At 35.1% G+C, this 21,944-nt stretch carries 19 protein-coding genes; 17 read left to right on the plus strand and 2 right to left on the minus strand.

Features of this window, described 5'->3' with window-relative positions; translation table 11 throughout:
- The first annotated feature begins 14 nt into the window (after positions 1-14).
- The 8 genes from BN349_RS03245 to essA all read left to right on the plus strand — a co-directional run bounded on the left by BN349_RS03245 (position 15) and on the right by essA (position 12,529).
- Positions 15-362, plus strand: coding sequence for a hypothetical protein (locus tag BN349_RS03245; protein WP_019240842.1), 348 nt, complete (start codon positions 15-17; stop codon positions 360-362).
- Entirely contained in the window at positions 362-1,927 is a 1,566-nt protein-coding gene (locus tag BN349_RS03250) for a sodium/solute symporter (RefSeq protein WP_019240843.1), read from the plus strand. The genes BN349_RS03245 and BN349_RS03250 overlap by 1 nt, the downstream gene beginning before the upstream one ends.
- 600 nt (positions 1,928-2,527) lie before the next feature.
- The gene (locus BN349_RS03260; protein ID WP_019240845.1) at positions 2,528-2,821 is read left to right on the plus strand and encodes a WXG100 family type VII secretion target; all 294 of its coding nucleotides are present in this window, start codon (positions 2,528-2,530) and stop codon (positions 2,819-2,821) included.
- A 67-nt stretch (positions 2,822-2,888) separates the two neighbouring features.
- Positions 2,889-3,128: an EsaB/YukD family protein gene (locus BN349_RS03265; protein ID WP_019240846.1), complete on the plus strand. Its 240-nt coding sequence runs from the start codon at positions 2,889-2,891 to the stop codon at positions 3,126-3,128.
- A 40-nt stretch (positions 3,129-3,168) separates the two neighbouring features.
- Positions 3,169-4,479: a type VII secretion protein EssB gene (gene essB, locus BN349_RS23195; RefSeq protein WP_019240847.1), complete on the plus strand. Its 1,311-nt coding sequence runs from the start codon at positions 3,169-3,171 to the stop codon at positions 4,477-4,479.
- A 326-nt stretch (positions 4,480-4,805) separates the two neighbouring features.
- Positions 4,806-9,287, plus strand: coding sequence for a type VII secretion protein EssC (gene essC, locus BN349_RS03275; RefSeq protein WP_019240848.1), 4,482 nt, complete (start codon positions 4,806-4,808; stop codon positions 9,285-9,287).
- A complete protein-coding gene (gene esaA, locus BN349_RS03280) occupies positions 9,271-12,066 on the plus strand; it encodes a type VII secretion protein EsaA (protein ID WP_019240849.1) in 2,796 nt (931 codons plus the stop codon). The genes essC and esaA overlap by 17 nt, the downstream gene beginning before the upstream one ends.
- Positions 12,056-12,529: a type VII secretion protein EssA gene (essA, locus tag BN349_RS03285; RefSeq protein ID WP_019240850.1), complete on the plus strand. Its 474-nt coding sequence runs from the start codon at positions 12,056-12,058 to the stop codon at positions 12,527-12,529. Before esaA ends, essA begins: the two co-directional genes overlap by 11 nt.
- Before the next feature lie 191 nt (positions 12,530-12,720).
- Here essA and BN349_RS03290 read toward each other — a convergent pair whose 3' ends face one another.
- On the minus strand, positions 12,721-13,098 hold the full coding sequence (locus BN349_RS03290; protein ID WP_019240851.1) for a YwqH-like family protein: 378 nt from the start codon (positions 13,096-13,098) through the stop codon (positions 12,721-12,723).
- 487 nt (positions 13,099-13,585) lie between these two features.
- On the opposite strand from BN349_RS03290, the gene BN349_RS03295 reads away from it, so the two are divergent.
- From BN349_RS03295 to BN349_RS03305, 3 genes are read left to right on the plus strand one after another with little or no spacing between them, the layout of a single operon-like run.
- Entirely contained in the window at positions 13,586-13,864 is a 279-nt protein-coding gene (locus BN349_RS03295) for a YwqI/YxiC family protein (protein WP_019240852.1), read from the plus strand.
- Between the two features lie 21 nt (positions 13,865-13,885).
- Positions 13,886-15,745: a T7SS effector LXG polymorphic toxin gene (locus BN349_RS24710; RefSeq protein ID WP_019240853.1), complete on the plus strand. Its 1,860-nt coding sequence runs from the start codon at positions 13,886-13,888 to the stop codon at positions 15,743-15,745.
- The gene (locus BN349_RS03305) at positions 15,742-16,308 is read left to right on the plus strand and encodes an imm11 family protein (protein WP_019240854.1); all 567 of its coding nucleotides are present in this window, start codon (positions 15,742-15,744) and stop codon (positions 16,306-16,308) included. Before BN349_RS24710 ends, BN349_RS03305 begins: the two co-directional genes overlap by 4 nt.
- 316 nt (positions 16,309-16,624) lie before the next feature.
- Here BN349_RS03305 and BN349_RS25205 read toward each other — a convergent pair whose 3' ends face one another.
- Positions 16,625-16,825, minus strand: a complete 201-nt coding sequence (locus BN349_RS25205) for a helix-turn-helix domain-containing protein (protein WP_026089141.1) — start codon at positions 16,823-16,825, stop codon at positions 16,625-16,627.
- Between the two features lie 164 nt (positions 16,826-16,989).
- On the opposite strand from BN349_RS25205, the gene BN349_RS03315 reads away from it, so the two are divergent.
- The 6 genes from BN349_RS03315 (at position 16,990) to BN349_RS03340 (ending at position 21,820) form a co-directional block, all read left to right on the plus strand.
- Positions 16,990-17,766 carry a recombinase family protein gene (locus BN349_RS03315; RefSeq protein WP_019240855.1) on the plus strand — a complete coding sequence of 259 codons (777 nt, stop codon included), beginning with the start codon at positions 16,990-16,992 and terminating at the stop codon, positions 17,764-17,766.
- Positions 17,767-17,901: 135 nt separating this feature from the next.
- Complete coding sequence (locus tag BN349_RS03320) at positions 17,902-19,134, plus strand: IS110 family transposase (RefSeq protein WP_019240856.1); 1,233 nt, start codon at positions 17,902-17,904, stop codon at positions 19,132-19,134.
- A 173-nt stretch (positions 19,135-19,307) separates the two neighbouring features.
- A complete protein-coding gene (locus BN349_RS23205; RefSeq protein WP_019240857.1) occupies positions 19,308-19,637 on the plus strand; it encodes a hypothetical protein in 330 nt (109 codons plus the stop codon).
- Between the two features lie 8 nt (positions 19,638-19,645).
- On the plus strand, positions 19,646-20,083 hold the full coding sequence (locus BN349_RS03330) for an SMI1/KNR4 family protein (protein ID WP_019240858.1): 438 nt from the start codon (positions 19,646-19,648) through the stop codon (positions 20,081-20,083).
- A 290-nt stretch (positions 20,084-20,373) separates the two neighbouring features.
- Positions 20,374-21,258, plus strand: a complete 885-nt coding sequence (locus BN349_RS26235) for a pre-toxin TG domain-containing protein (RefSeq protein WP_222860262.1) — start codon at positions 20,374-20,376, stop codon at positions 21,256-21,258.
- Positions 21,259-21,358: 100 nt separating this feature from the next.
- Entirely contained in the window at positions 21,359-21,820 is a 462-nt protein-coding gene (locus BN349_RS03340) for a YrhA family protein (RefSeq protein WP_019240860.1), read from the plus strand.
- Positions 21,821-21,944: the final 124 nt, after the last annotated feature.

Genomic DNA, 21,944 nt, shown 5'->3' on the forward strand with positions numbered 1-21,944 from the left:
GGAGGAATTAAAAATTGGCTAATGAGTATTCAGACTACGATTATGTTGAAGCTGGAACGATTGATGTAAGTGAACTACCACCACTAGATTCAGAGACAGAAAAAGTAATGAAATCAGAATTTAGAACAGGGTCTAAGTTAACGATTTTTTATTTTGTTTTTATTTTTTCTATACCTGTACTAAATTGGTATGCACCTGAATTTGCTTTTTCTAAGTTTTGGGGAGGTATGACGGTATCTTGGTTTATTACAAGTATAGTAGCGATGGCTATGGCATTTATTATTGCTTTTATTCATACAAGCTTATATGAAAAGCGTCTCCGTAAATATAGTATCAACAAATCTGAAGGGAGAACGATGTAATGGATTTATTATTTGAGCCCAAAATGTTAATGACCATTCTCCTGATGGGGACTATTGTGTATATTACCTATTTGTCTAAGAAAAATGCGACAGCTTCAGACTATTTCGTTGGTGGTAGAAGCTTTGGCTGGTTTACCAATGGTTCTGCTATTGGAGGAGATTACTTAAGTGCTGCTACCTTTTTAGGTATTGCGGGCTTAACGTTTCAGCTTGGATATGATGGGGCGTACTATGCCTTCTGTTTCTCAATTGGCTTAACACTTTTAGCTATATTTGTTGCTGGACCTTTGAGAAAATTTGGTGCTTATACAGTGGCAGATTTTTTAGCGTATCGTTTTCATAGTAAAAGAGCAAGGCTAGCAGCTGTTGCAGTTGTACTAGCAATTTCAGGATTTTATGCAGCGCCTCAACTTCTTGGTGCAGCACAAATCTTAAGTATGTTCTTTGGTACAAGCTATGAATTTGGAATTATATTTACATGTGTTGTAATGGTCTTTTATGTTGGAATCGGTGGTATGAAAGGAACGACTTTGAATCAAGCTTTAGAGTTATGGATTCGTCTTGGTGCCTTTGTGATTATGCTAGTAGTAGCCGTTTATGGGGGATTACATTATGATAAAATTCTCGCTGCTATCAATTCGTTCACTGGTCCAATCGAAGGTACTTCTCCTTATGCTTTAGATGGTAAGGATCAAATGTTTAATGGACAGGATTGGACAGGTACAGGTTTCTATTTTCCTACCTTTTGGCAAACAATTAGTATGACAATAGGGCTCGCTCTAGGAACAATTGGACTTCCACATATTCTATTACGTTTTTACACAAATCCAAGTGCAAAGGCTGCACGTAAATCAGCTCTTATGGCAATTGGTATTGCGAGCGTTTTCTTTTTATTAGCTGTTTATTTAGGTGTTGTAGGTCGTTCCATTTTCCTTGGAGGTGATGCTAGCCCAGAAGTCATGAAGGACTTAGTGACAGGTGGTAATAATATGGTTATTCCTTCAACAGCTCAAGCCTTAGGTGGAGAATGGCTATTAGGATTAGTAATTGCCGGAGCCTTTGCTGCGATTTTCTCAAATTTATCAGGCTTATTCATCGCAAGCTCTGGTGCACTTGCGCATGACTTATATGCAACAATTTTCCGTAAAAAAATCAGTGAGAAAGAACGAGTAGTAGCTGGTAAAGTAGCTATTGTTATTCTTGGTTTCTTGTATGGTGGATTAGGTTTATTGGTAAAAGATGCATCTATAGGACATTTAGTCGCTCTAGCCTTTACAGTGGCCGCAAGTACATTTACACCCATATTCATTTTAGGTATTTGGTGGAGAGGTATGACAGAAAAAGGTGCGATTGCTGGCTTAGTCATTGGTTTAGCGGTTTCAATGTATATGATTTTCTTACCAAATACGTTACCAACATTCTTACAATTTAAGATTCCTGGACTTATAACAGTACCTATTGGTTTCTTATCTGTTTGGATCGTATCAATTATTGATCGTAAAGTACCTGCGGATGTAAATGAATTTATGAAAAAAGTTCATTCTCAAGAAACAGAGGCAAGCTGATACATTTTTAATTCGTTTTATAGATTGAAAGATTAGCCTTAAGCCTTTAAGAAATCCAATTGGATTTCTTAAAGGCTTATTTTGCATCATTTGTATAAGTTGAGGTTGATTGGAACAATCAAGTGTGAGAGAAGTGATTGAATAGAGAAACGATTATATGAAAGAGCAAAATAATGATATAAATTCGCAGTGCTTATTATGCAGTCAAATGTGAACTATAACATCTCAATTAAAAGGAGGAGCTAAATAGAAGGTCCCGTTTTTTGGAAAAAAGACAAGAAATATAGGTCTTTTGATGTGGGTTTAATTTACTTTTTTGAAAAATAGTGACAAAATCAATTGGAAAAATTCGATGGGTATTAGAAAATAAAGATTGGATATAGGTGGAAATACTATGCAAAGAATCTCTGTAATAAATGAGATGGCGATTATTGCTGATATGCTCAAAAAATATGTCGTAACTTTACACACTATTATGACATATTGTCGAGAATTAAAACAATAATGGCTTCTTACTCACAAAGATTAAAATGCTAAGCCTAGTTATCCAAACATTTAATCATTGTCTTAGTAAAGAAAATGAATTAGGAGGAATGGGAAATGTCAGGTCAAATTCGTGTTACACCAGCTGAACTATCTCAAACAGCTACGGAGTATGGTAGAGAAAGTCAAGAAGTAATCACTCAAATTGGCAGAATGGATAATTTAATGGGTCGCCTTCAAGGTATGTGGGAAGGTCAAGCGAGTGAAGCTTTTAAAGGACAATATGATGAATTGAAACCTTCGTTCCAAAAAATGGCAGATTTATTACAAGATATTCAATCACAGCTTACAAGCACTGCGAACGCATTGGAAGATGCAGATCGCCAAATTGCTGGTCAAATTCGTGGATAAATAAACATTTCAATAAGACTCAGCACCTTTATAATCAAGTGCTGAGTCTTATTAAGAAGGAGACAATATGTACATCGGAATTACCGTAGATATGAAAAACTATACTGGTGAAGTGTTTGATTTGCGAATTTCTAATTTTTTGACAATAAAAAAAGTAATAGATATTTGTTGGCAAATTAAGAGAATTGAGGAATGCCCAGCAGATGGATATTGGATAAGAGTGATAAATAAAGAGAAGGTTTGCTCCGGTTATGCAAGCTTAATAGATAGTGGAATTACGAATGGTGATCGAATAGAAATCTTATAAATCGATTCTAGGTATATGCTGTTATGAAGGAGAGTTTTTAATGGCAGAAGAGAAAGATTCATATATAAAGCAACAATTAGAAGCAGTCATTACGAAAGAGAATAATACCATTACTTATCATTTTCAAAGAGCTAGGTTAAGGCTTAAGAATGACTTAGAGATTCAGCCTTTAAAAGAGAAAAATATACATATAAATAAACAAATTGTTATAACGGATGATGAGGTTAATATTAGCTTTGAAATACCACCATCCTACCATCCGCTTTCTAGGATACAGAAAAAGAAAGAATTAGCTAAATGGATGCTAGCCTATCAACTAACTAAGGAAGTAATGGATCATTCATTGAAAAGGTTAGTACCTTTTGTGTGTCCTGAGAATATTATCTTTGATTCTAGTTACACTCCTTATTTGTTGCATTATGGAGTTAAAGATAGTTTAGTTCCTTTTGAAAATAATGAGGAACAACTATTTTTAGAATTAAAAGCTACACTCTGTTATGTCATTGAGGGGAAACATACTTTTGAAGAATATATGAGATTTCATGAAATATTAAAAGCTAGTGAAGAAGTAAAAAAGATTATGGGAACCTCCTCATGCGATGAATTGTTACTATATTTACAGGAAAAAATGGCAGATTTAGAGCAAAAGGCAAAAAGCTTTATTACGATACCAAATAAAAAGTGGAAGCTTCAGCGTTATCTTTTAATTGGTTTTATCGTTTGTTTTATTCCAGCACTATTCTATACCATTTATTCTCTTGTTTTTGTTCATCCAAAGCAAGAAGCCTATGTGAAAGGTAATCAAGCCTTTTTAGAACAAAGATATAGCGAAGTTATTACTTTTTTGCAAAATTATAATCCAGAATCAATGCCTTATGTTGTGCAGTACCAACTAGCCTCATCGTATGTGGCGAGTGAAGCATTGCAAGAAGAGCAAAGAAAAAATGTAAACAATGCATTAACACTGCAAGCAGATGAACAATTCTTTCTCTACTGGATCTATATAGGTCGTGGCACAAGTGATAAAGCACTGACAATTGCAAGAACTCTAGAAGATCAAGATTTAGTTATCTATGCACTTATAAATTATGAGGATGAAATTAAAAAAGACAAAGGCTTAAAAGCTGAAAAGAAACAAGAGCTTTTGGATGAAATAAAAGTAGAATTAGCTGACTTTAAAACTCAGAAGGAGCAAGAAGAGAAACAGTTAGAGGAGGAACAACAAGCTGAACAAGACTCACAAACAGAACAGAAGAATACAACACCTAACTCTACACCAAATTCTTCTCCTGTAAATAGTAATCCTGAAGCAGGTAAACAGCCAAATACGAATACAAACGAAAATAATTAACCATCAGAGTCAGATGGAACTAAGTAAATGCGTAAATCATTTGTTTCATTTGGTTCACAGAATAGAAAGTATGTAAATTTGGATCTATTATTGTCTAGCTTCAGTTCAGTGTCTAACCTTGCACCTGCCACGCTCGGAAATAAGCCATCTCTTTTCGAAAGTCATAACCTGACTTTCTGCAAGATTTGTCTTATTTCTACCGCATGTCTCCTTTCTGAATGGAGAAACTTTAGAGAATGAAACGAAAAATAGATTCATGGTTTCTTCGAGAAAGAGCTACATCCAAAAGGACCGGTGCCGGTTTTTCCTATGTAGGAGGTTTGTTTATGGATTTATGGATTATGGCTGGTTCATCTCTTCAAAAATATGCTTTGGAGGATCATGAGCAGCAAACGTTATCAGTTGGAGAAGACTTAAAGGATACGATACAGATTCGTTCCATCTCATTCAGCCACGGATCATTACAACTAAAAAAGGTTAAAAATGAGTGGAGTGTGCAGGAATTAGATAGAGAGATTGGCATATTAACCGAAGATAAACCGTTTAAATATCAGATACATAATGAGTGTGTTAGCTTTTTTATCACAAAAGCATCTGAAGAAAAGCTGTATTATTTGGGTAATCGAACGGAAGTAACCTTTTCAAAGAAAAAAGGAGATATATTAGTCACTCCAAATCGGCATTTTGAGTTTAGTGATTCTTTATCTCTGATTAAACAAGGAGAAAAGTGGCTCGTTCATCCGGAAAACAATGAACAATTATTTCTTAACGGGATGAACATTCTTACTATTCACAAGGTGCAAAATGGGGATCAAATCTTTTTTCCTTTTATGACTGTCACCCTATTAGAAGGTGATTTTTTACGAATTTCAACAGTAAATGAATATAAGAGCTCTTTGATTGAAACATCGATTCCTACCTCAAAAATGAAAATGAGGTACCCTTTATTTCAACGCACACCGAGATTGATTTATGATTTTCCAAAAGAGAAAGTGACTCTCTCTTTCCCAATGCAGGACGCAGAGGAAGATTCCAGAGGTTTATGGATCATGATTTTACCTCCGTTAGTTATGCTTCTTGTAATAGGGTTTATCGCTATTCTAAACCCACGAGGAATATTTATGCTGATTTCGCTTGTCATGTTTGTTATGACCATTTTTACATCAAGTATTCAATATTTTCGAGATAAAAAGAAGCATAAGTTACGAAGTGAAAAGCGACTTAGGGTCTATACACGTTATTTAGAAGAAAAAAGGGAAGAATTAGATGCTCTCTATCAAAAGCAAAAGCAGGTAGCTGATTATCATTTTCCTTCTTTTGAAGAAATGAAAACATCTGTCACAAAAATAAGTGATCGAATATGGGAGCGCACATTTGATAATGCCGATTTCCTTCAATTAAGAATTGGTAGAGCTGATGTTGATTCTACTTATGATGTGAATCTTGGCAGCAGTGATTTAGCCAATCGAGAGATTGACCATTTAATCGAAGAATCTCAACAGCTCGTTAAGCAATATCAAAAAGTAAAAAATGTTCCTTTATCTATTCAGGTATCGACGGGAAGTATTGGACTCGTCGGTAAAAAAGCGATTGTTATGCATGAATTACAGCAATTAATTGGACAACTTGCATTTTTTCATAGTTATCATGATATTCGATTCGTTCATATTTTTGATGAAGATGATTATAGAGAATGGGAATGGTTGAAATGGTTACCTCATTTTCAACTACCAGATTCTTTTGCGAGAGGGTTAATTTACAATGAGAAAACACGTGATCAATTATTAACGTCTATTTATCAGAAGATAAGAGAACGAGATTTAGATCCTGAAAATGACAAGAAAAAATACATGCCTCATTATATTTTTATTGTGTCTAATCGTCAATTAATTGCCGAGCATGTGATTATGGAATATTTAGAAGGTAAAAAAACAAATTTAGGTTTTTCAACGATATTTGTATCGGACTCAAAAGAAAGTTTAACGGAGAATATCCATACTCTTGTTCAATATATTAATGAACGAGAAGGTGAGATATTAATTGAAAATAAAAAAGCTGTTCATTCACCGTTTTATTTAGATCAACATGTACATCAAGGAAATGAAGAGTTTGCTAGAATGCTTGGTTCTCTACAACATCAAATCGGTATGCAGAACTCGATTCCTGAAATGGTCTCATTTTTACAGCTATTTAATGCGAAAAATGTAGAAGAACTTCAGATTAAGCAAAATTGGAAAGTGCAGCAATCATCGCAATCATTAGCTGTACCTATTGGATTAAAAGGGAAAGATGATCTGGTTCATTTAAATTTACATGAAAAAGCACATGGACCACATGGTTTAGTGGCTGGAACAACAGGTTCAGGGAAAAGTGAAATGCTACAAACGTACATTTTATCCTTAGCAGTTCATTTTCATCCGCATGAAGTAGCGTTTTTGTTAATAGATTACAAAGGCGGAGGAATGGCTCAGCCATTTAAAAATATGCCTCATCTATTAGGAACCATTACAAATATCGAAGGAAGTAAGAATTTTAGTAATAGAGCTCTTGCATCTATTAATAGTGAATTAAAGAAAAGACAAAGACTGTTTAGTGAGTTTCAAGTGAATCATATCGACGATTATACACATTTGTACAAGCAGAAGAAGGCTAGTACACCTTTACCACACTTATTTCTCATTTCTGATGAGTTCGCAGAGCTAAAAAGTGAGGAGCCAGAATTTATCAAAGAGCTTGTCAGTGCAGCTCGTATAGGGAGAAGCTTAGGGGTACATTTAATTTTGGCTACACAAAAACCTGGTGGAGTTATTGATAATCAGATATGGAGCAACTCTCGCTTTAAAATATCTTTAAAGGTTCAGGATGAATCGGATAGTAAAGAGATTTTGAAGAATGCTGATGCAGCCCATATTACAACAACTGGACGTGGATACTTACAAGTTGGAAATAATGAAGTGTATGAATTGTTCCAGTCTGCATGGAGTGGTGCTTCTTATTCAAAAGAATCGATTGAAGATGAGGATGAAATTGCCTTAATTACCGATTTGGGGCTCATACAAATTTCAGAGGTACAAACGAATTCTACGAGAAAACAACAAAAAGTCTCAGAAATTGATGTAGTTGTAGATCGGATTGTTCAGACACAGAATGAACTTGGAATTGAGAAAGTAGCGAGTCCGTGGTTGCCACCTTTACAGGATCGTTTATTTAGTCCACCTCTGATGATTGATGAAGAGAATGAACCAGTTTTCAGAATTGCGTTAAAGGATGAACCAGAAAGACAATCGCAAGATGATTACGAATATGAATGGATAAAGGATGGTAGTGTCATTGTTTTTGGTTCCTCTGGTTATGGCAAATCAATGACAGCCATTTCACTTATTACACAATTTGCGACTGCTTTTAGTCCAGAACAGCTACATTTCTATATTTTTGATTTCGGAAGTGGGACGCTCCTACCTCTTAAACAATTAGTACACACAGCTGATTATTTCAGAATTGATGAAGAGCGAAAAATCATGAAGTTTTTTGCTTTTATGAAACAAGAAATGGATGAAAGAAAGCAGCTTTTTTTACAAAAAGAAGTGAGTAATATTTCCATTTATAACGCATTGTTCGATGAAAAACTACCGATTCTTTTTATTGTGATCGATAACTATGATTTAGTGAGAGAAGAAATGGCAGACTACGAAAATCTCTTTACGCAATTTTCGCGTGACGGACAGGCTCTTGGAATTTATTTTATTTTAACGGCTACAAGGGTTAATTCAGTTCGACAACCATTATTAAATAATTTTAGAACGAAAGTCTTTCATTATTTAATGGACTCAACAGAGTTGTTAGGAGTTATCGGTCGAACGACATTTGAACAAGAACCAGTACCTGGAAGAGCTATCATTAAGAAGGACGATGCTTATTTCTCACAAATGTATTTACCAACTAAAGGAAATAATGATATAGAACTATTGAAAAATTTACAAGAGCTCGTTCAACAATTCAAGGCTAAATATAATGATGTTCAAGCACCAAAACCAATTCCGATGCTTCCAATAACATTATCTATACAGGATTTTGAAACACAATATTCAAGTGAAGTAAATGGAAACGTCATACCTATAGGACTCTGTGAAGAAAAGGTTACGTCTGTCCCATTATCATTAGATGTGAATCCTCATTTATTGGTAGTAGGACAATTTCGAAAAGGAAAGACGAATAGTTTGAAAGTCATCCTACATGCACTTGTGAAAAACCAGGACATTAAAGTAGGAGTATTCGATAATGTCGATCGCGGTCTATCCTCGTTCAAAAAATATGAAAATATTCATTACATTGAATCAAAAGAAGAGATGACGAGTTGGATTGATATGGTAGAGGGCATGATGCAAATTAGAAATGATCAATATCATGAATGCTTGAAAAATAATGAAGATACTCCTGTTTTCGATAAAGTTGTCTTCATGGTTGATAGCTTCTCTAGATTCCAGCAAAACTCTGATTCTATTATGCAGGATCGTCTAGCAAAGCTCATGAAGGAATCTAGTCATTTAGGATTTAGTGTCATCGTTGCAGGAAATGCGAATGATTTCTCTAAAGGATATGACTCATTTACAACGGAGTTAAAACAGATCAGACAGGCGCTTCTGTTAATGAAAAAATCAGATCAAAACTTATTTACATTGCCTTTCCAAAGAAATGAGAAAGAGATTCAACCAGGGTTTGGTTATTTAGTGGAAAATGGTGCGGAAAGATTGCTTCAAATTCCGAACTGTTTAGTAGAAAGAGGTGAGTTAATTGAACAGCAAAGGTAAGAGTATGATGATGCTTGTTAAAATAATCGTCATCCTAGTAATCCCAACATTCTTCTTCTCCTATATAGGACATGATCCAATGAGAGAAGTAATAAATAAAAATGCTCGGAGCATTGCTATAGTTAATGAAGATATTGGCTATGAGTTTGAAAAAAACTCATTAACATTAGGAAAAGATGTTTCTGAGATTTTGGGGAAAGATTCTTCCTATAATTGGATTACTGTAAACCGGAGTACAGCAGAGAGTGGATTAAATAACGGACGTTATGATGCGGTAGTCTATTTACCGTCAGATTTTACCAAAAATGTTTTAAGCTTCACAGATGATAGACCGATAGAATCGACTGTTACTTATGAAATACAGCCAAATGTTAACGCTGAAAGAGCAGAAAAAGTTCAAAAGGAAATGGAAGCTGCCAAAAACAAAATCAATACGAATATGTCAACGATTTACTGGAGTTATGTTTCTCAATCTGTTGATGATATTCGAAAGAAATTTGATGGGATTTTGGAGAAAGAAGTAGCATTTCAAGGTACCATGTATGATTTCTATACACCGAGCTCTCAGTCTTTAACTGCGGAAATTGGTAACCAGAAACAATTGCTAGAAGGAATTTTGTCTACAGCTAGTTCAACAAGTCAAGCAACAGGAGAATCGCTTACTAGCTCATCTGGTAATAAAGCCGAAATCGAAAGGTTTATATCAGATATTAACGCTTTCAAGGAATATCAACTCAATCAGGAAATGCTAATAGAGCAGATAAGTGCCGAAAATCATAAATTATTGAATGATAGTATCGAGGAATATGATTCGGTTATTAAGGAAGGCGTTAGTACGATAACAGCACAAACACCTACTGACTTTACGAATAACAAAGAAGATGGTAAAAAGCTTCAAAAGGATGTATCAAATATTCAGAAACAATTGGAGACGAGTAGTAAAACATTAAAGGAATTAAGTGAAACGATTGGCAGCTCGAATGCACAAGAACAATTTGAGCGTTTGTTAGAGCTACAAAAAGACAATATGAAATCCTACAAAGCTCGTTCAAGTGATTTGAGATTAGATAGTATTCAAATGGCCATTATAAATAGTAGAAATGATCTTCTTCGCAGTAGTGCGCCCGTTGGTGGTGCTACGGCTAGCATTTCTAGTATGGATATAGCAACTGTTGATGTAAGCGGAATGAAAAATCAAATTGAACAATTGAAAACAATAGCTGCTACATTGAAGGATACAAATCCAACTGCTTTTGAACAATTGAATGCATCTATAATAGCTTTTGAAGATACGATGTTATCGATTGATCAGCAAGTAGAAAAACAAAAAAGCCAACAGCAACAATGGAAAACAGCGGCAAAAGAAAATAATACAAAAGTCACTGAGAATCAACAAAACATCATTAGTGAAATTGTTGAAAAAATCAATCAAAAAGAACAGCAAATGTTACTGTTGGATGGATTGACTGAAGAAAGAAAGCAAGTGTTTCATGCAATATTTTCTAATAAGATTGTAAGTAATAATGTGGATGATTTATTGTCCTATTATTTTAATCTCTCTCAATTTGAAGGGGAATTGACACATAAAAATACAGTAGATGATACGTTAATCGAGCAGATTATTCGAAAAGGTGAAGATCAAGCAATCATTCAGGAAGCGTTTGATCGAGTCAAAGCTGAAACACAGCTTTTTTATCAACTTCAAGGAACCATTGATGAATCAGCAAAAAATGCTAGCCATTTAGAAGGAGATTTTTATAAATATACAAATGGTATTTTGGATTTAATAGATAATTATGAGACACAGTTTAAAAAGTATCATACGGATGTCCTTTCAAATTTATCTACTATGGAAACGAATGTAGCGAGAGTTTCAGAAAATCTTACACAGAAGACTACAGCTCCGACATTTGAATTGGCACCAGGAAGCGAAACAAATGGGGAGTTTATGCTGCAAATTCAGGATCAATCATTTGGGGCATTACAAGTCATTTCACAAATGGTCAATAGCATAGCAGAACAGCAAGATAGTATCACAAGTAATACGAGTGATTTGTACTCGAAAGTAAGTACAGTTCAACAACAAGTAGATGATTTAAATGATAAGTGGGCACAAAATGTTCAAACAACAAAGCAAGTGAAAGGTGACGTATATGGAATCTTAAATAATACGCTTGTAGATAAACAGGAAAATCCATTTATGTACCATTTCTTATCTAATCCTGTAAAGCTGAGCGGTGATAAATTCCAGGAAAAAGTGACACCAACTCCTCCGGTAATCATGCTTATTATTGTATTAATTAGCGGGGTGCTTATTGGTCTTTTCTTACATCACTATTCAGAGCTTAACAAGCTATTACATATATTATTAAACCTACTAGTAACCGTTACGGTTGGATTAATTATTAGTATGTATGGTTTGAAAATGTATCCAATGCATGATGTCCAAGCGGTTAAATGGACCGTTTTCACAGTGATCTTATTATGGTCGATTGTTTCTTTAGTAAGACTTGCTTTCTTTATTGGTTCATTTGTCGGTTCATTAATCACTATTTTATTAGTCGCATTTTTCACAATGCCAATTTTAGATCTAATATTACCGAACTTTAGTATGGAGCATCCTATTTCGACTCTGTATTTAAATATTCAATTAGGAAATAGTGATGGTTTCATCTTGATTGTTTCGATTTTGTTAATCGTTTCGATCATATCGTCGCTTATTCCTTATTTAAAAGGGAAGGATTTGGATTTGTCAGAAGAGGCTACACATGAAGCATAGTGCGATATGGATTGCTTTTTTGATTGTCGGTTTGTCTATATGTGTTGGTACTGCTCATGCTGAAGTTGAACCGAATCAATATAAAGAAAAAGAAGTGAAAATAAAAACCGAATATTTTCATGACGATTCTTTATTAGAGCGGAAACAATCTCTTCCTACAGAACAAGAAAAGATCACATTTTCTGGAGAGAAACAAAGAGTAAGTGAGGAAGCAAAAGAAGAGATTTTCCAATCAGAAGTGAATAAACAAACGGTTATACAAACAAAAGCAGAACAGCTTCAAGTATTCACAGCGGAAAGTAAGCATTATAGTGATTCTGACAGTGATTTAGGGAATGAGGAATCCTTTTGGACGTTTCAGACCATTTTAATCGCTATGATTGTTCTATTCTTATTAAGTATATTCGTTTTATTATTTTTCAAAATGAATATATTTGAAGGAAAGCCAAAAGAAAAGTTATAAAAAGTTAAAAGAAAAGGCGTCTAAAGGGTGAGTAATCATGCTTTAGACGCCTTTTCATATTTTAAATGACTCTTAAGAATACACTAGATTTATAGATATAGTTGAAAAAGCCAAGCATAAGCGTTGGCTTCTATTCAACTTATAAATTTACCGATCCTTATGTAAGGATATGCAGGATTATTGTAATGATACTAGGCTTTACTTGCTTTAGCACGGGCTGCAGCTTCACGGGCTCTTTCCGCTGCTTCAAGGGCAGCGATGGTTTGCTTAATTGAAACAATTTCATTTTGTAGTTGTTGGATTTTTTCAGCTATTCTTGTAAACACATCAGCAAATTGATTGTAGCTAATGTCTCGATAACTAGTAAGCATACCATCATTTCGTAATTGTTCAAAAGTAGTGGCTAGCTTCCCATGCCAAGTAGTAGGAGTTAGTTCAGGCTCCTTCACGTTTCTTTCATAATGGATAAATTCTTGTTGATGAGCATTCAGCTGATTACTGCAATTTTGTAACCGTTGTAGCTCCATTTCTTTTTGACGTAATAATGCATAATAATAGGATAAAGACATCGAATCGCTCCCATCAAATCCGAATGATAGATTTTTCTTCGTTCAAAAGTTACATACTTTAACTGTATCATTGTAAAAATAATCCTTCATGATGAAAAAGTTGTGTTTTCCTTTTTTTGACTAATGATGAAAAGAACGAATAATGTGCGAAAGGACAATAATATTTCTAAAGGAAAGACCTAGGTACAGTACTTAGGTCTATTTGTTTAGGTGATGACTTTGGAGAAAATCTTGCGAACTGATTTGATTCGAATGACGTGTTCATCAGTATATAGGACTTACGATTTATGTAGGTATTGAAAATAAATGGATGAACAGGACCATGATAATGCTTTTGTAAATCCACTACATGGAAATTAATAACAATAACCTATTTTAAGCAATAGGCTTAAAGTTTAAAATGAACTAGGGAAGATATGGAAATGGGAAGGTTTTATATATTTTGATTTCTGAATATTGGGATTTTAGATGAAGGGGAAGTGTGGATATGTCTACTGAAGTAAAAATTCAATATGGTGAAGTCGAAAAGGCACTAAGCCAATTAAGATCAGCTATTCAATCATTAGAAACGAATATTCCTTCGAACATTGGAGGGCAGAATGTATTAGATATAGTGGAGCGGTTGAATAAATTGAACAGTCAATTAGAAGAGACCTTAGCGGCATACAAGGATTTATTGATGAGGAACGAGCAGGCAACGGTTGATTCTGTTGACATGATGGAAGAAACAGATTTACAGCTTTCATCCTATATTCGAAAACTTTAGATAATGGGGGTATATAGGACAATGAAATTGCTAGATGTTGATGTGCTTCACGCAGGAATCGATGAGATTCTTCAGAGGTTATCTACACAAGCCGAGCAGATGAAGAGGGTGGAATCGGCGGTCAAAGGCGTTGTCAACTTATCCGATTCCTTTACAGGGATGGGAGGACAGGCCATACTCTCCTATTATCAAAATGATCATCTGACTTTTTTGGCTAGCTATCAGACATTTTTAAGCAATTATACAAACACATTAAAGCAGATGAAAGTAGCTATCCAAACGTTGGAGCCATCAGCAAATGGTTTCATTAGACAAAGCTATCTAGAGAGTGAATTAGAAAGAGGTCTTTCTCAAACGAGCATGGTAACGGCTCAATTGACAAACGAAGCAAACTCTATTATTCAATCTGTACAAGACATCGTTAGTCTTCCTCGGTTTGAGGACGCCTCTTTTCAACGAGATGTTATTCAGTCCCGAGATTTTAAAAACGTGACGATCAATCGATTAGAGGAAATGGATCATCAACAAAACAGGAAGCTTGATTCCATTGAGGAAGCAATCACAGAGTTTTCGAGTAAAATCAAAAGTCTCGATGCTAAATTTATCAGTCAGGTTTCACCACTTACGACTAGCTTACAATCTATTGATGACCTCGTCATAGATGAAACCTATTACACGACGCTAACGAAGGATAAGCGTTGGTACGAAGTGGTAGGAGATGCTATAATTGGTGTAATTGAAGGTGTTTTAAAAGCCGTCTGGGATATCGTTGAAGGCTTGTTTACTTTGCTGAAGGATTTGTTTACCAATCCTGGAGAAACCTTTAAGAGTCTGTACAATATGGTCAGACATCCAGTCGTAACGGCAAAAGCTGTCTGGGAATCCGTTGAATCTGTATGGGAACGGGACGTTGTTCATGGAGATGCACGTAGTCGCGCGGCTTTCTTCTCTTATGCGCTTACCAATGTGGCCCTGACTATTGGAACAGGAGGCGCAGGTGGAGCGGCAAAAGGTGCTTCAGCGACTTCAAAAATGAGTAGTGCCGCTGCCAAATTACGAGGGAAAACTATTACATCACCGATCCCACATAATGCCTTTCGCACAGATAAGCTTAAAGGCCTCTTGAAAAATGGAGTGGTGCAAGATATTCAAAAAGCAGCGCAAAGCAAGCTCGATCTCCTACGAGGTAGCATTGGAAAACTCGCCGTTGACGTGAAATCATTCGCTAACAAAACAACAAACGTCTTACACCAAGCGAAAAACGTCCTCAACCCTTTACCACTAGTCAAAGCCTTACAATCCAAGCTGAAAACATCGATCACGACCAATCTCTCTAAAACGCAAGCTTGGCTGAATAAGCGAATAGAATCGATGAAGGAAATCAAGCTTTTCCCGATTAGAGGAGAAGAATATGCCTTAGCTGGAGTAGGAAAAAGCGCTCCAGGATGGTATACCGTCAGTGATGGAATAGATGCATTCAAGAGAGCGGGAGATACAGTTGTTCGGATTGTTGGCGGGACGGAGAAGAAGGATGTTAAACATGTAAGTGGCGAACGGGTTGGTGTTGAGAATAAGGGTACTACTAAACCTTTACAAAAACACCACTATGCAACAAATAAAAGTAAGAAATACACTCCTCAAATGGAGAATATAACAAAAAAGTATGGTTTAGATTTAGATGAAGAATGGAATAAGGAATTATTACCTCATCAAGGGAGACACCCAAATGCATATCATGATTATGTATTAGGTAAACTGAGTACTTATGATAGATTAGCTAAAGGAGATAGGGAGAAATTTCTTAAATTGTATGAAGGATTAAAGCAGGAAGTAAGGGATAATCCAGATATGCTTTATAAAGAATATTGGAGGTCAAAATGAAATATTTTAAACTAATTTTAGATGACAGCAACGATAATGATGTAGTTGTTCATTGTGAGGATACACATGGATTTGAGCAGTATGAGTTAAAAGAAGGGAATTTTTTAGAGAATTGGAATGACAATATCACTTTTTATTTTAATCTACATGATGGAAATAGATTTACTGACTATTTATCAAATAATTTAGGCTGGTTCATTGTATCAAAAAAGTTTAAGGATTTAATAAAAAAAATTGAAGTAGATGTCCAATTTCTACCTGTAAATGTAGTTGATTTTGAAAGTAAATATCAAATAGAGAATGATGAATATTTTGTTGCAAATGTATTAGGGATAGTTGACGCATTAAACCTAGAAAACTCTGATTATAGTGTTATGGATTTAGACGGTGAAAAGATATATTCTGTCAGAAAATATGCAGTATCAGAAGACAAAATTAATAACAAAAATTTATTCAAATTAAAGGGAGATGAAATTCCATTATTCGTGTCAGAAACTTTTAAGCGATTAGTTAAAGAAAGTAATATTACTGGCTGTGAATTTCTAGAAATAAGAAATATCTAATAATTTTTCAGGAAACCTTAGAGGGATAACCTTTAAGGTTTCTTTTTGTTGGGCTACCCAGTGCCGAATAAACTCCTTTTAATTTAGAGAATAGAGATAACACTTATAAGTACTATATGATGTTTAAACAAATTTATTAGTACGTACAAATCTTTAAAACGTATGCTCTATCTACTCTTTATTATATTAAGGAAATAACCATAATTTCATCAGTTACCACCATTTCAATTCTTCAAAACCTTACCTTCGCTTTCTCCCTGCCTTTTAAATTTTTTCGCAACTTTTACGTACATAGAACGATTACTACAGCAAGAGGCTACTCCACCTCGATTAACTCCTGAATGTCGATGTCTAACACTTTGCATACCGTTTCTAATGTTGATAGATAAACCCTGTCTACGTTGTCTGAACAAAGATGGCTAATTGTATTAGGGCGCAGCCCTGTCATTCGTGCTAATTCACGCTGTGAAAGGTCACGTTCTTTTAGGATTTCCTTTAGTTTGATTGAAATTGGCATGATATTTCCCTTTCTCTGTTTATATTACTTTTACGATACACAATAAACTTGTATCGGTAAAGGGGTTGAATGTATCGCTAAAGCCGCATACAATGGATTTATAATGAATATAGCGGCTAAGCGTTACGTTAATCTTAATTAGCGTAACGGAGGGGGAAAATACCATGAATGTTATTGGATATATCCGTGTATCTACACAAGGACAAGCAAAGGATGGATACAGCCTTGCTTACCAAGAAGATGAAATTAAGGCATATTGTCAGGCTCAAGGATACACGCTTTTACGCTTGTTTAAAGACGAGGGTATCAGTGGGGCTAAAGTCGATGAAGAAGCGTTAGAAGTGGACAGAATAGGCTTTCAGGAGATGTTGGAGTATCTCACCCACCATGAGGTGGATTATGTTGTTACGCTGAACACAAGCCGTTTATGGCGGTCAGACATTGTGAAAGTGTTAGTTCATCGAGAAATGAAAAAGTATGGAGTGGACATTCGGAGTATTGAACAACCGCAATACAGTATCCACAAGAAAGACCCTAGCGATTTTTTAATCAATGGCTTAATGGAGTTATTAGACCAATATCAACGATTAGAAATCTCGTTAAAGCTAGGGAGAGGACGAAACAAGAAAGCCCAACAGGGCGGCTATGCAGGAGGAAATATTGCATTAGGCTACAAAGTGGAGAAAGGTAAGAAAAGTCTTGTCATAGATGATAGACAAGCAAAAACCGTACAGAGAGTGTTTGACCTAAAGGAACAGTATCCTTCATGGACATTAACACAAATTGCAGAACGATTGAATGAAGAAGGACACAGAACGAAACAAGGAAAGTTGTTTACGAAAGTCCAGATCAAACGGATTTTAGATAGAAAAGCGTTTTATAGTGGGTTGTACCGCTATGGAGACATAACAGCAAATGGCAAACATCAAGCCATTTTATAACGTTTAACAGATAGAGAATGGATAGGCTTTCGTACCCTTGCGAGTCTTAACAGACTAACGCTGAGACCTAAGGTTGCCGACATTCTCTGTCTAACTTTTTACCGTTAAAATCTAAAATAGGGGTGAGGTTTTCTCATGAAACGAGTTAAGCATATTTATATAGGATTAGATTTACACAAGTTCCAACATACAGCGGTGATAGTGGATTGTTGGTTTGAGAAGTTAGGGGAAATGACATTTCAAAATAAGCCTTCCATCTTTCCTAGTTTATTAGAATATGTAAACAGGTATCTTACAGAAGATTTGACCCCTGTATTTGGATTAGAAGATGTGGGTGGTTATGGACGAGATTTAGCGTTGTATCTGATTGAACAAGGCTACATTGTAAAATTCGTTAATTCCTCTTTATCCAATGCAGAGCGGAATAGCTATGCCATGACAGAAAAGAATGATAGTTGGGACGCTCAATGTGTGGCAGATGTTTTAATTCGTAAATTACCGTATTTACCTGACGCTACACCATCTGATATTCATTGGATAATTGCTCAACTTGTTGGTAGAAGAAAAGCTTTAGTGAAAGCACAAACAGCCTTGAAAAACCAACTGCATATGCAATTAAACTATCATTATCCAAGCTATAAGGATTTCTTTTCAGAAGTTGATGGCAAAACTGCTCTAGCATTTTGGGAAAGTTATCCTTCACCATCTCATTTGGAGGGGGAAACAGTAGAGGGATTGAGAGCATTTCTATTAGAAGCCAGTAGTAATGCTTGTTCAACTAGGAAAGCAGAACAGATACTATCATTTGTCCAAGCTGATGGAGAAGTAAAACGAGAATATCAGACATCTAGAGACTTTATCATTCAAAGTATAGTGCGAGATATTCGTTTTAAAAAGCAGGAAATCAAGAAGGTAGATAAAGAGTTAAAGGTTACCATTCTAACGTTAGGTATGCAGCTTGAAACTATGCCAGGGATAGATACTGTTACTTCCTCCGCTTTGATTGCAGAAATCGGTGACATTCATCGTTTTGCCAATTCAGACAAACTCGCAAGATACGCAGGAATTGCCCCTATTAAGATGGGTTCGGGCGGTAAGGAAACGATGAAGAAAACAAAACAAGGTAATAGAAAGCTATATGACATCTTTTACAACCTATCTGTCCAACAAGTCCAAGTTAGTAAAGGTAGTAAAATACCTCGAAACCCTGTCTTTTATGCTTACTATAACCGTAAGCTAAGTGAAGGGAAGTCAAAGTCACAAGCCCTTCTTTGCATTATGAGAAGATTAGTCAGAATTATCTATGGTATGATGAAAAATAAAATGGCTTATATTATGCCAGATCAACCTAAATCAATAGCTAGTTAATCATAAGGGTGGCGGTTGAACAAACTGCCATCCTTTTATAAAGTACATTTTCAGATATTCCTAAGGGTACGGGTAAACTTAATAAGGATTTAGCAAAAGCTTATCTGAGGGATATAGAGGCTAAAACTGGACGGAAGGTTAATAAAGAGCAGATTCATCTTATAAAAGAAACCTTGAGAAACAAAAACTATGAAAAATTGACACCAAAAGAGACAGCTAAGCATAGAAGCAAATTTACATCGAGCTTGAAAGATAAATTGATTGCAGAATGGGAAGGAAAAACCAACCAAAAGTGGCCGAGATATACAGAAGAAGTGCTTGATAAGAATGGAGAGGTTGCTCGGAGTATTGGTCAACCGTATGATGCCCATCATATCATAGAGAACAACTTTGGTGGTCCTCATGAGTGGTGGAATATTCATCCGGCAAAATATCCTAACGAACACCAAGCAGGGATACATGGAAAGGGAGCTCCATCAGGTAAACTATTTCCAAGGAGGTAAAATAGCATATGGCTGATTTTGAATTTATTAATGAACTAGGAAATAAAACTTACAAGGTATCTGAAGATGATATTTTAAAAGCTGAACAAAGAATGGACATCAGTTTTCCAAATGATTTAAAACAGTTATATTTAGAAGTTGGTTATGGTTTTATTAAAGGTCAAAGTGCTAATGCAATAAATAGAATATTGGGACCAGGGGCTGTAGCAGATATTAGATTAAGAGAAGGTGTTTTTGAATTTGACCCAGATTTAGATGAACTTTTTGACGATGAAGATAAACTTATTTTTTTTGAAGTAAACGAGGGTGTTTATATTTCATTAGATTTACAATTAGTTAATAATCCAATATATTATTTCGATATTCAAATAGCTGAATCGTTAGAGGATTTTTTTGAAAAGTTTCTCAATAATAATGAATATTATATAGATTTAATTGAGGATTAGGCTTAATTGGTAGAAGAAGTAAAAATCAATGGACCTTGATTGGCTATGAACAGCCTTTCAAGGTTTCTTTTTTGTGAAAAATTTAAACTTTAGACGACATTGGATTACTGTTATTAACTATTTATAAAACAAATACAAAATGAATGGCAACAAAAAACTAATTAATTTTTTTAGTGTTTTAGTTTGTATTGAGTGGGACTCAAATACCTTAACTTTTTGTGCATTTGTTAGGAAATGCCAAAATTTTTTGTCAATACTATAATGCAACGGGTGCTTACAAGTATGAGTACGTGGAGAGTATACCAGAAGATCGAATAGGTGAGGCGAAGGAAGTCGGTTCAGAAGTCGTTTCCTTCATTCTTGACTTTATTCCGATTCTATCGAATATCAAAGCAGCAATAGAAGCATTTAGTGGGAAAGATTTTATTACGGGAAGAGAAATTGGCAATGTAGAGCGAGCGGTATTAGTGGCTGCCATATTTGGTGGGCCAATCGTCAAAGGGGCGAAATTAGTAGGAAAAACAGCCATGAAGCAGTTGCCGAAAGTAAAGAATGTCTTTCATCCGGATAAAGCGAAATCACTGGCGAAGGGTTTCTATGACGACTATATTCAAAAAGGCATTAAAAAGGGAACTTCTGTATTCAAAGATTTAGTCAAAAAAGTGGCTGATATACCAGTGCCTCAATTCAACCCAAGTCTCGTCACCACAAACGGCATGGTTTTTACTAAAACCATCGGTGAAACGATGAAAGAAGCGAAAGAAACCATTGTGCAGATGGCGGGGAAAGGGAAGGGGAATGGTGAAAATGATAATTACTTTATAGGAACGTTAAAAGGAGAAAAAATTCATTTAAAAGGTGTAAAGGTAGAAGAAATTATTTACACTAAAAGACTTCCAGAAGATACAGCTAAACTTAGAAAGGAATTTAATAGTTCTATCAGGAAAAAATTCCTTAAAGAATTTGCTAACGATCCTGTAAGAGTTAAATATCTCAGAAAAGCTAGTTTAGGTGAAGATGATATTGCTAGAATGAAAGATGGACTTAACCCTAAAGGGTGGCAAGTGCATCACAATTTACCTTTAGATGATGGTGGTACAAATGATTTTACTAACTTAGTATTGATAAAGAACGATCCTTATCATAAAGCGGTTACTATGAACAAATCTCTTTAACAAGAGGATTAGCCCCAAAACAAAGTAAAACGATAAATTGGCCAATGTTTGAGGATGATGTTTACCCAGCAAAACCTTTTAAAAGAAGGGAAGAGTAGATATGACCCAATGGAAAGACTTATTGGTAGAAATAGAAAAGATTGAAGAAAAATATGGAAGTTATCTTAGAAATCCAGTATCAGATATAGAAATTAAAAAAATGAATCATAGTATTCAGCAGAAATTAGGGAATATTGTATTACCTGAGTCATATATTGAATTTTTGAAGAAAATGAATGGGTTAGACTTTAATGGATTAGTAATCTATGGTGTGGATAAAATTCTACTTGATAAGGAAGTAGATGAAGACATCCATGGTTTTATTGAGACAAATGAGATCTGGTATGAAAATGATTGGCAAAAGCAATATGTATTTTTTGGAGATTCTGATACAGCATGGTATTGCTATGACCAAAAAGAGAATGTATATGTAGAACTCGATAAACCCTCCGGAACTTTAATTCAGTCATTTGAAAGTTTTGATTTTATGTTAAGTAATGCATTTGAAACAACTCTTTTGTAGTGAAATCTCTAGTATAGATCTTTTTATGGGTGTTAAAATTTGTTAATTGAACTTAGTTGACTAACCATAACGAACTTTTAGCTGATAATATTTATACAAGTAAGAAAATCATTGTTTTGTGACT

Source organism: Bacillus sp. AP8 (assembly GCF_000321185.1).
Lineage (GTDB): Bacteria > Bacillota > Bacilli > Bacillales > DSM-1321 > Bacillus_AD > Bacillus_AD massilioanorexius.

Bases quoted from the DNA above. Each gene is read 5' to 3' on its own strand.
- BN349_RS03250 (WP_019240843.1), top strand. From the start codon at position 362: ATGGATTTATTATTTGAGCCCAAAATGTTAATGACCATTCTCCTGATG.
- BN349_RS03260 (WP_019240845.1), top strand. From the start codon at position 2,528: ATGTCAGGTCAAATTCGTGTTACACCAGCTGAACTATCTCAAACAGCT.
- BN349_RS03265 (WP_019240846.1), top strand. From the start codon at position 2,889: ATGTACATCGGAATTACCGTAGATATGAAAAACTATACTGGTGAAGTG.
- essB (WP_019240847.1), top strand. From the start codon at position 3,169: ATGGCAGAAGAGAAAGATTCATATATAAAGCAACAATTAGAAGCAGTC.
- essC (WP_019240848.1), top strand. From the start codon at position 4,806: ATGGATTTATGGATTATGGCTGGTTCATCTCTTCAAAAATATGCTTTG.
- essA (WP_019240850.1), top strand. From the start codon at position 12,056: ATGAAGCATAGTGCGATATGGATTGCTTTTTTGATTGTCGGTTTGTCT.
- BN349_RS03290 (WP_019240851.1), bottom strand. From the start codon at position 13,098: ATGTCTTTATCCTATTATTATGCATTATTACGTCAAAAAGAAATGGAG.
- BN349_RS03295 (WP_019240852.1), top strand. From the start codon at position 13,586: ATGTCTACTGAAGTAAAAATTCAATATGGTGAAGTCGAAAAGGCACTA.
- BN349_RS24710 (WP_019240853.1), top strand. From the start codon at position 13,886: ATGAAATTGCTAGATGTTGATGTGCTTCACGCAGGAATCGATGAGATT.
- BN349_RS03305 (WP_019240854.1), top strand. From the start codon at position 15,742: ATGAAATATTTTAAACTAATTTTAGATGACAGCAACGATAATGATGTA.
- BN349_RS25205 (WP_026089141.1), bottom strand. From the start codon at position 16,825: ATGCCAATTTCAATCAAACTAAAGGAAATCCTAAAAGAACGTGACCTT.
- BN349_RS03315 (WP_019240855.1), top strand. From the start codon at position 16,990: ATGAATGTTATTGGATATATCCGTGTATCTACACAAGGACAAGCAAAG.
- BN349_RS03320 (WP_019240856.1), top strand. From the start codon at position 17,902: ATGAAACGAGTTAAGCATATTTATATAGGATTAGATTTACACAAGTTC.
- BN349_RS03330 (WP_019240858.1), top strand. From the start codon at position 19,646: ATGGCTGATTTTGAATTTATTAATGAACTAGGAAATAAAACTTACAAG.
- BN349_RS03340 (WP_019240860.1), top strand. From the start codon at position 21,359: ATGACCCAATGGAAAGACTTATTGGTAGAAATAGAAAAGATTGAAGAA.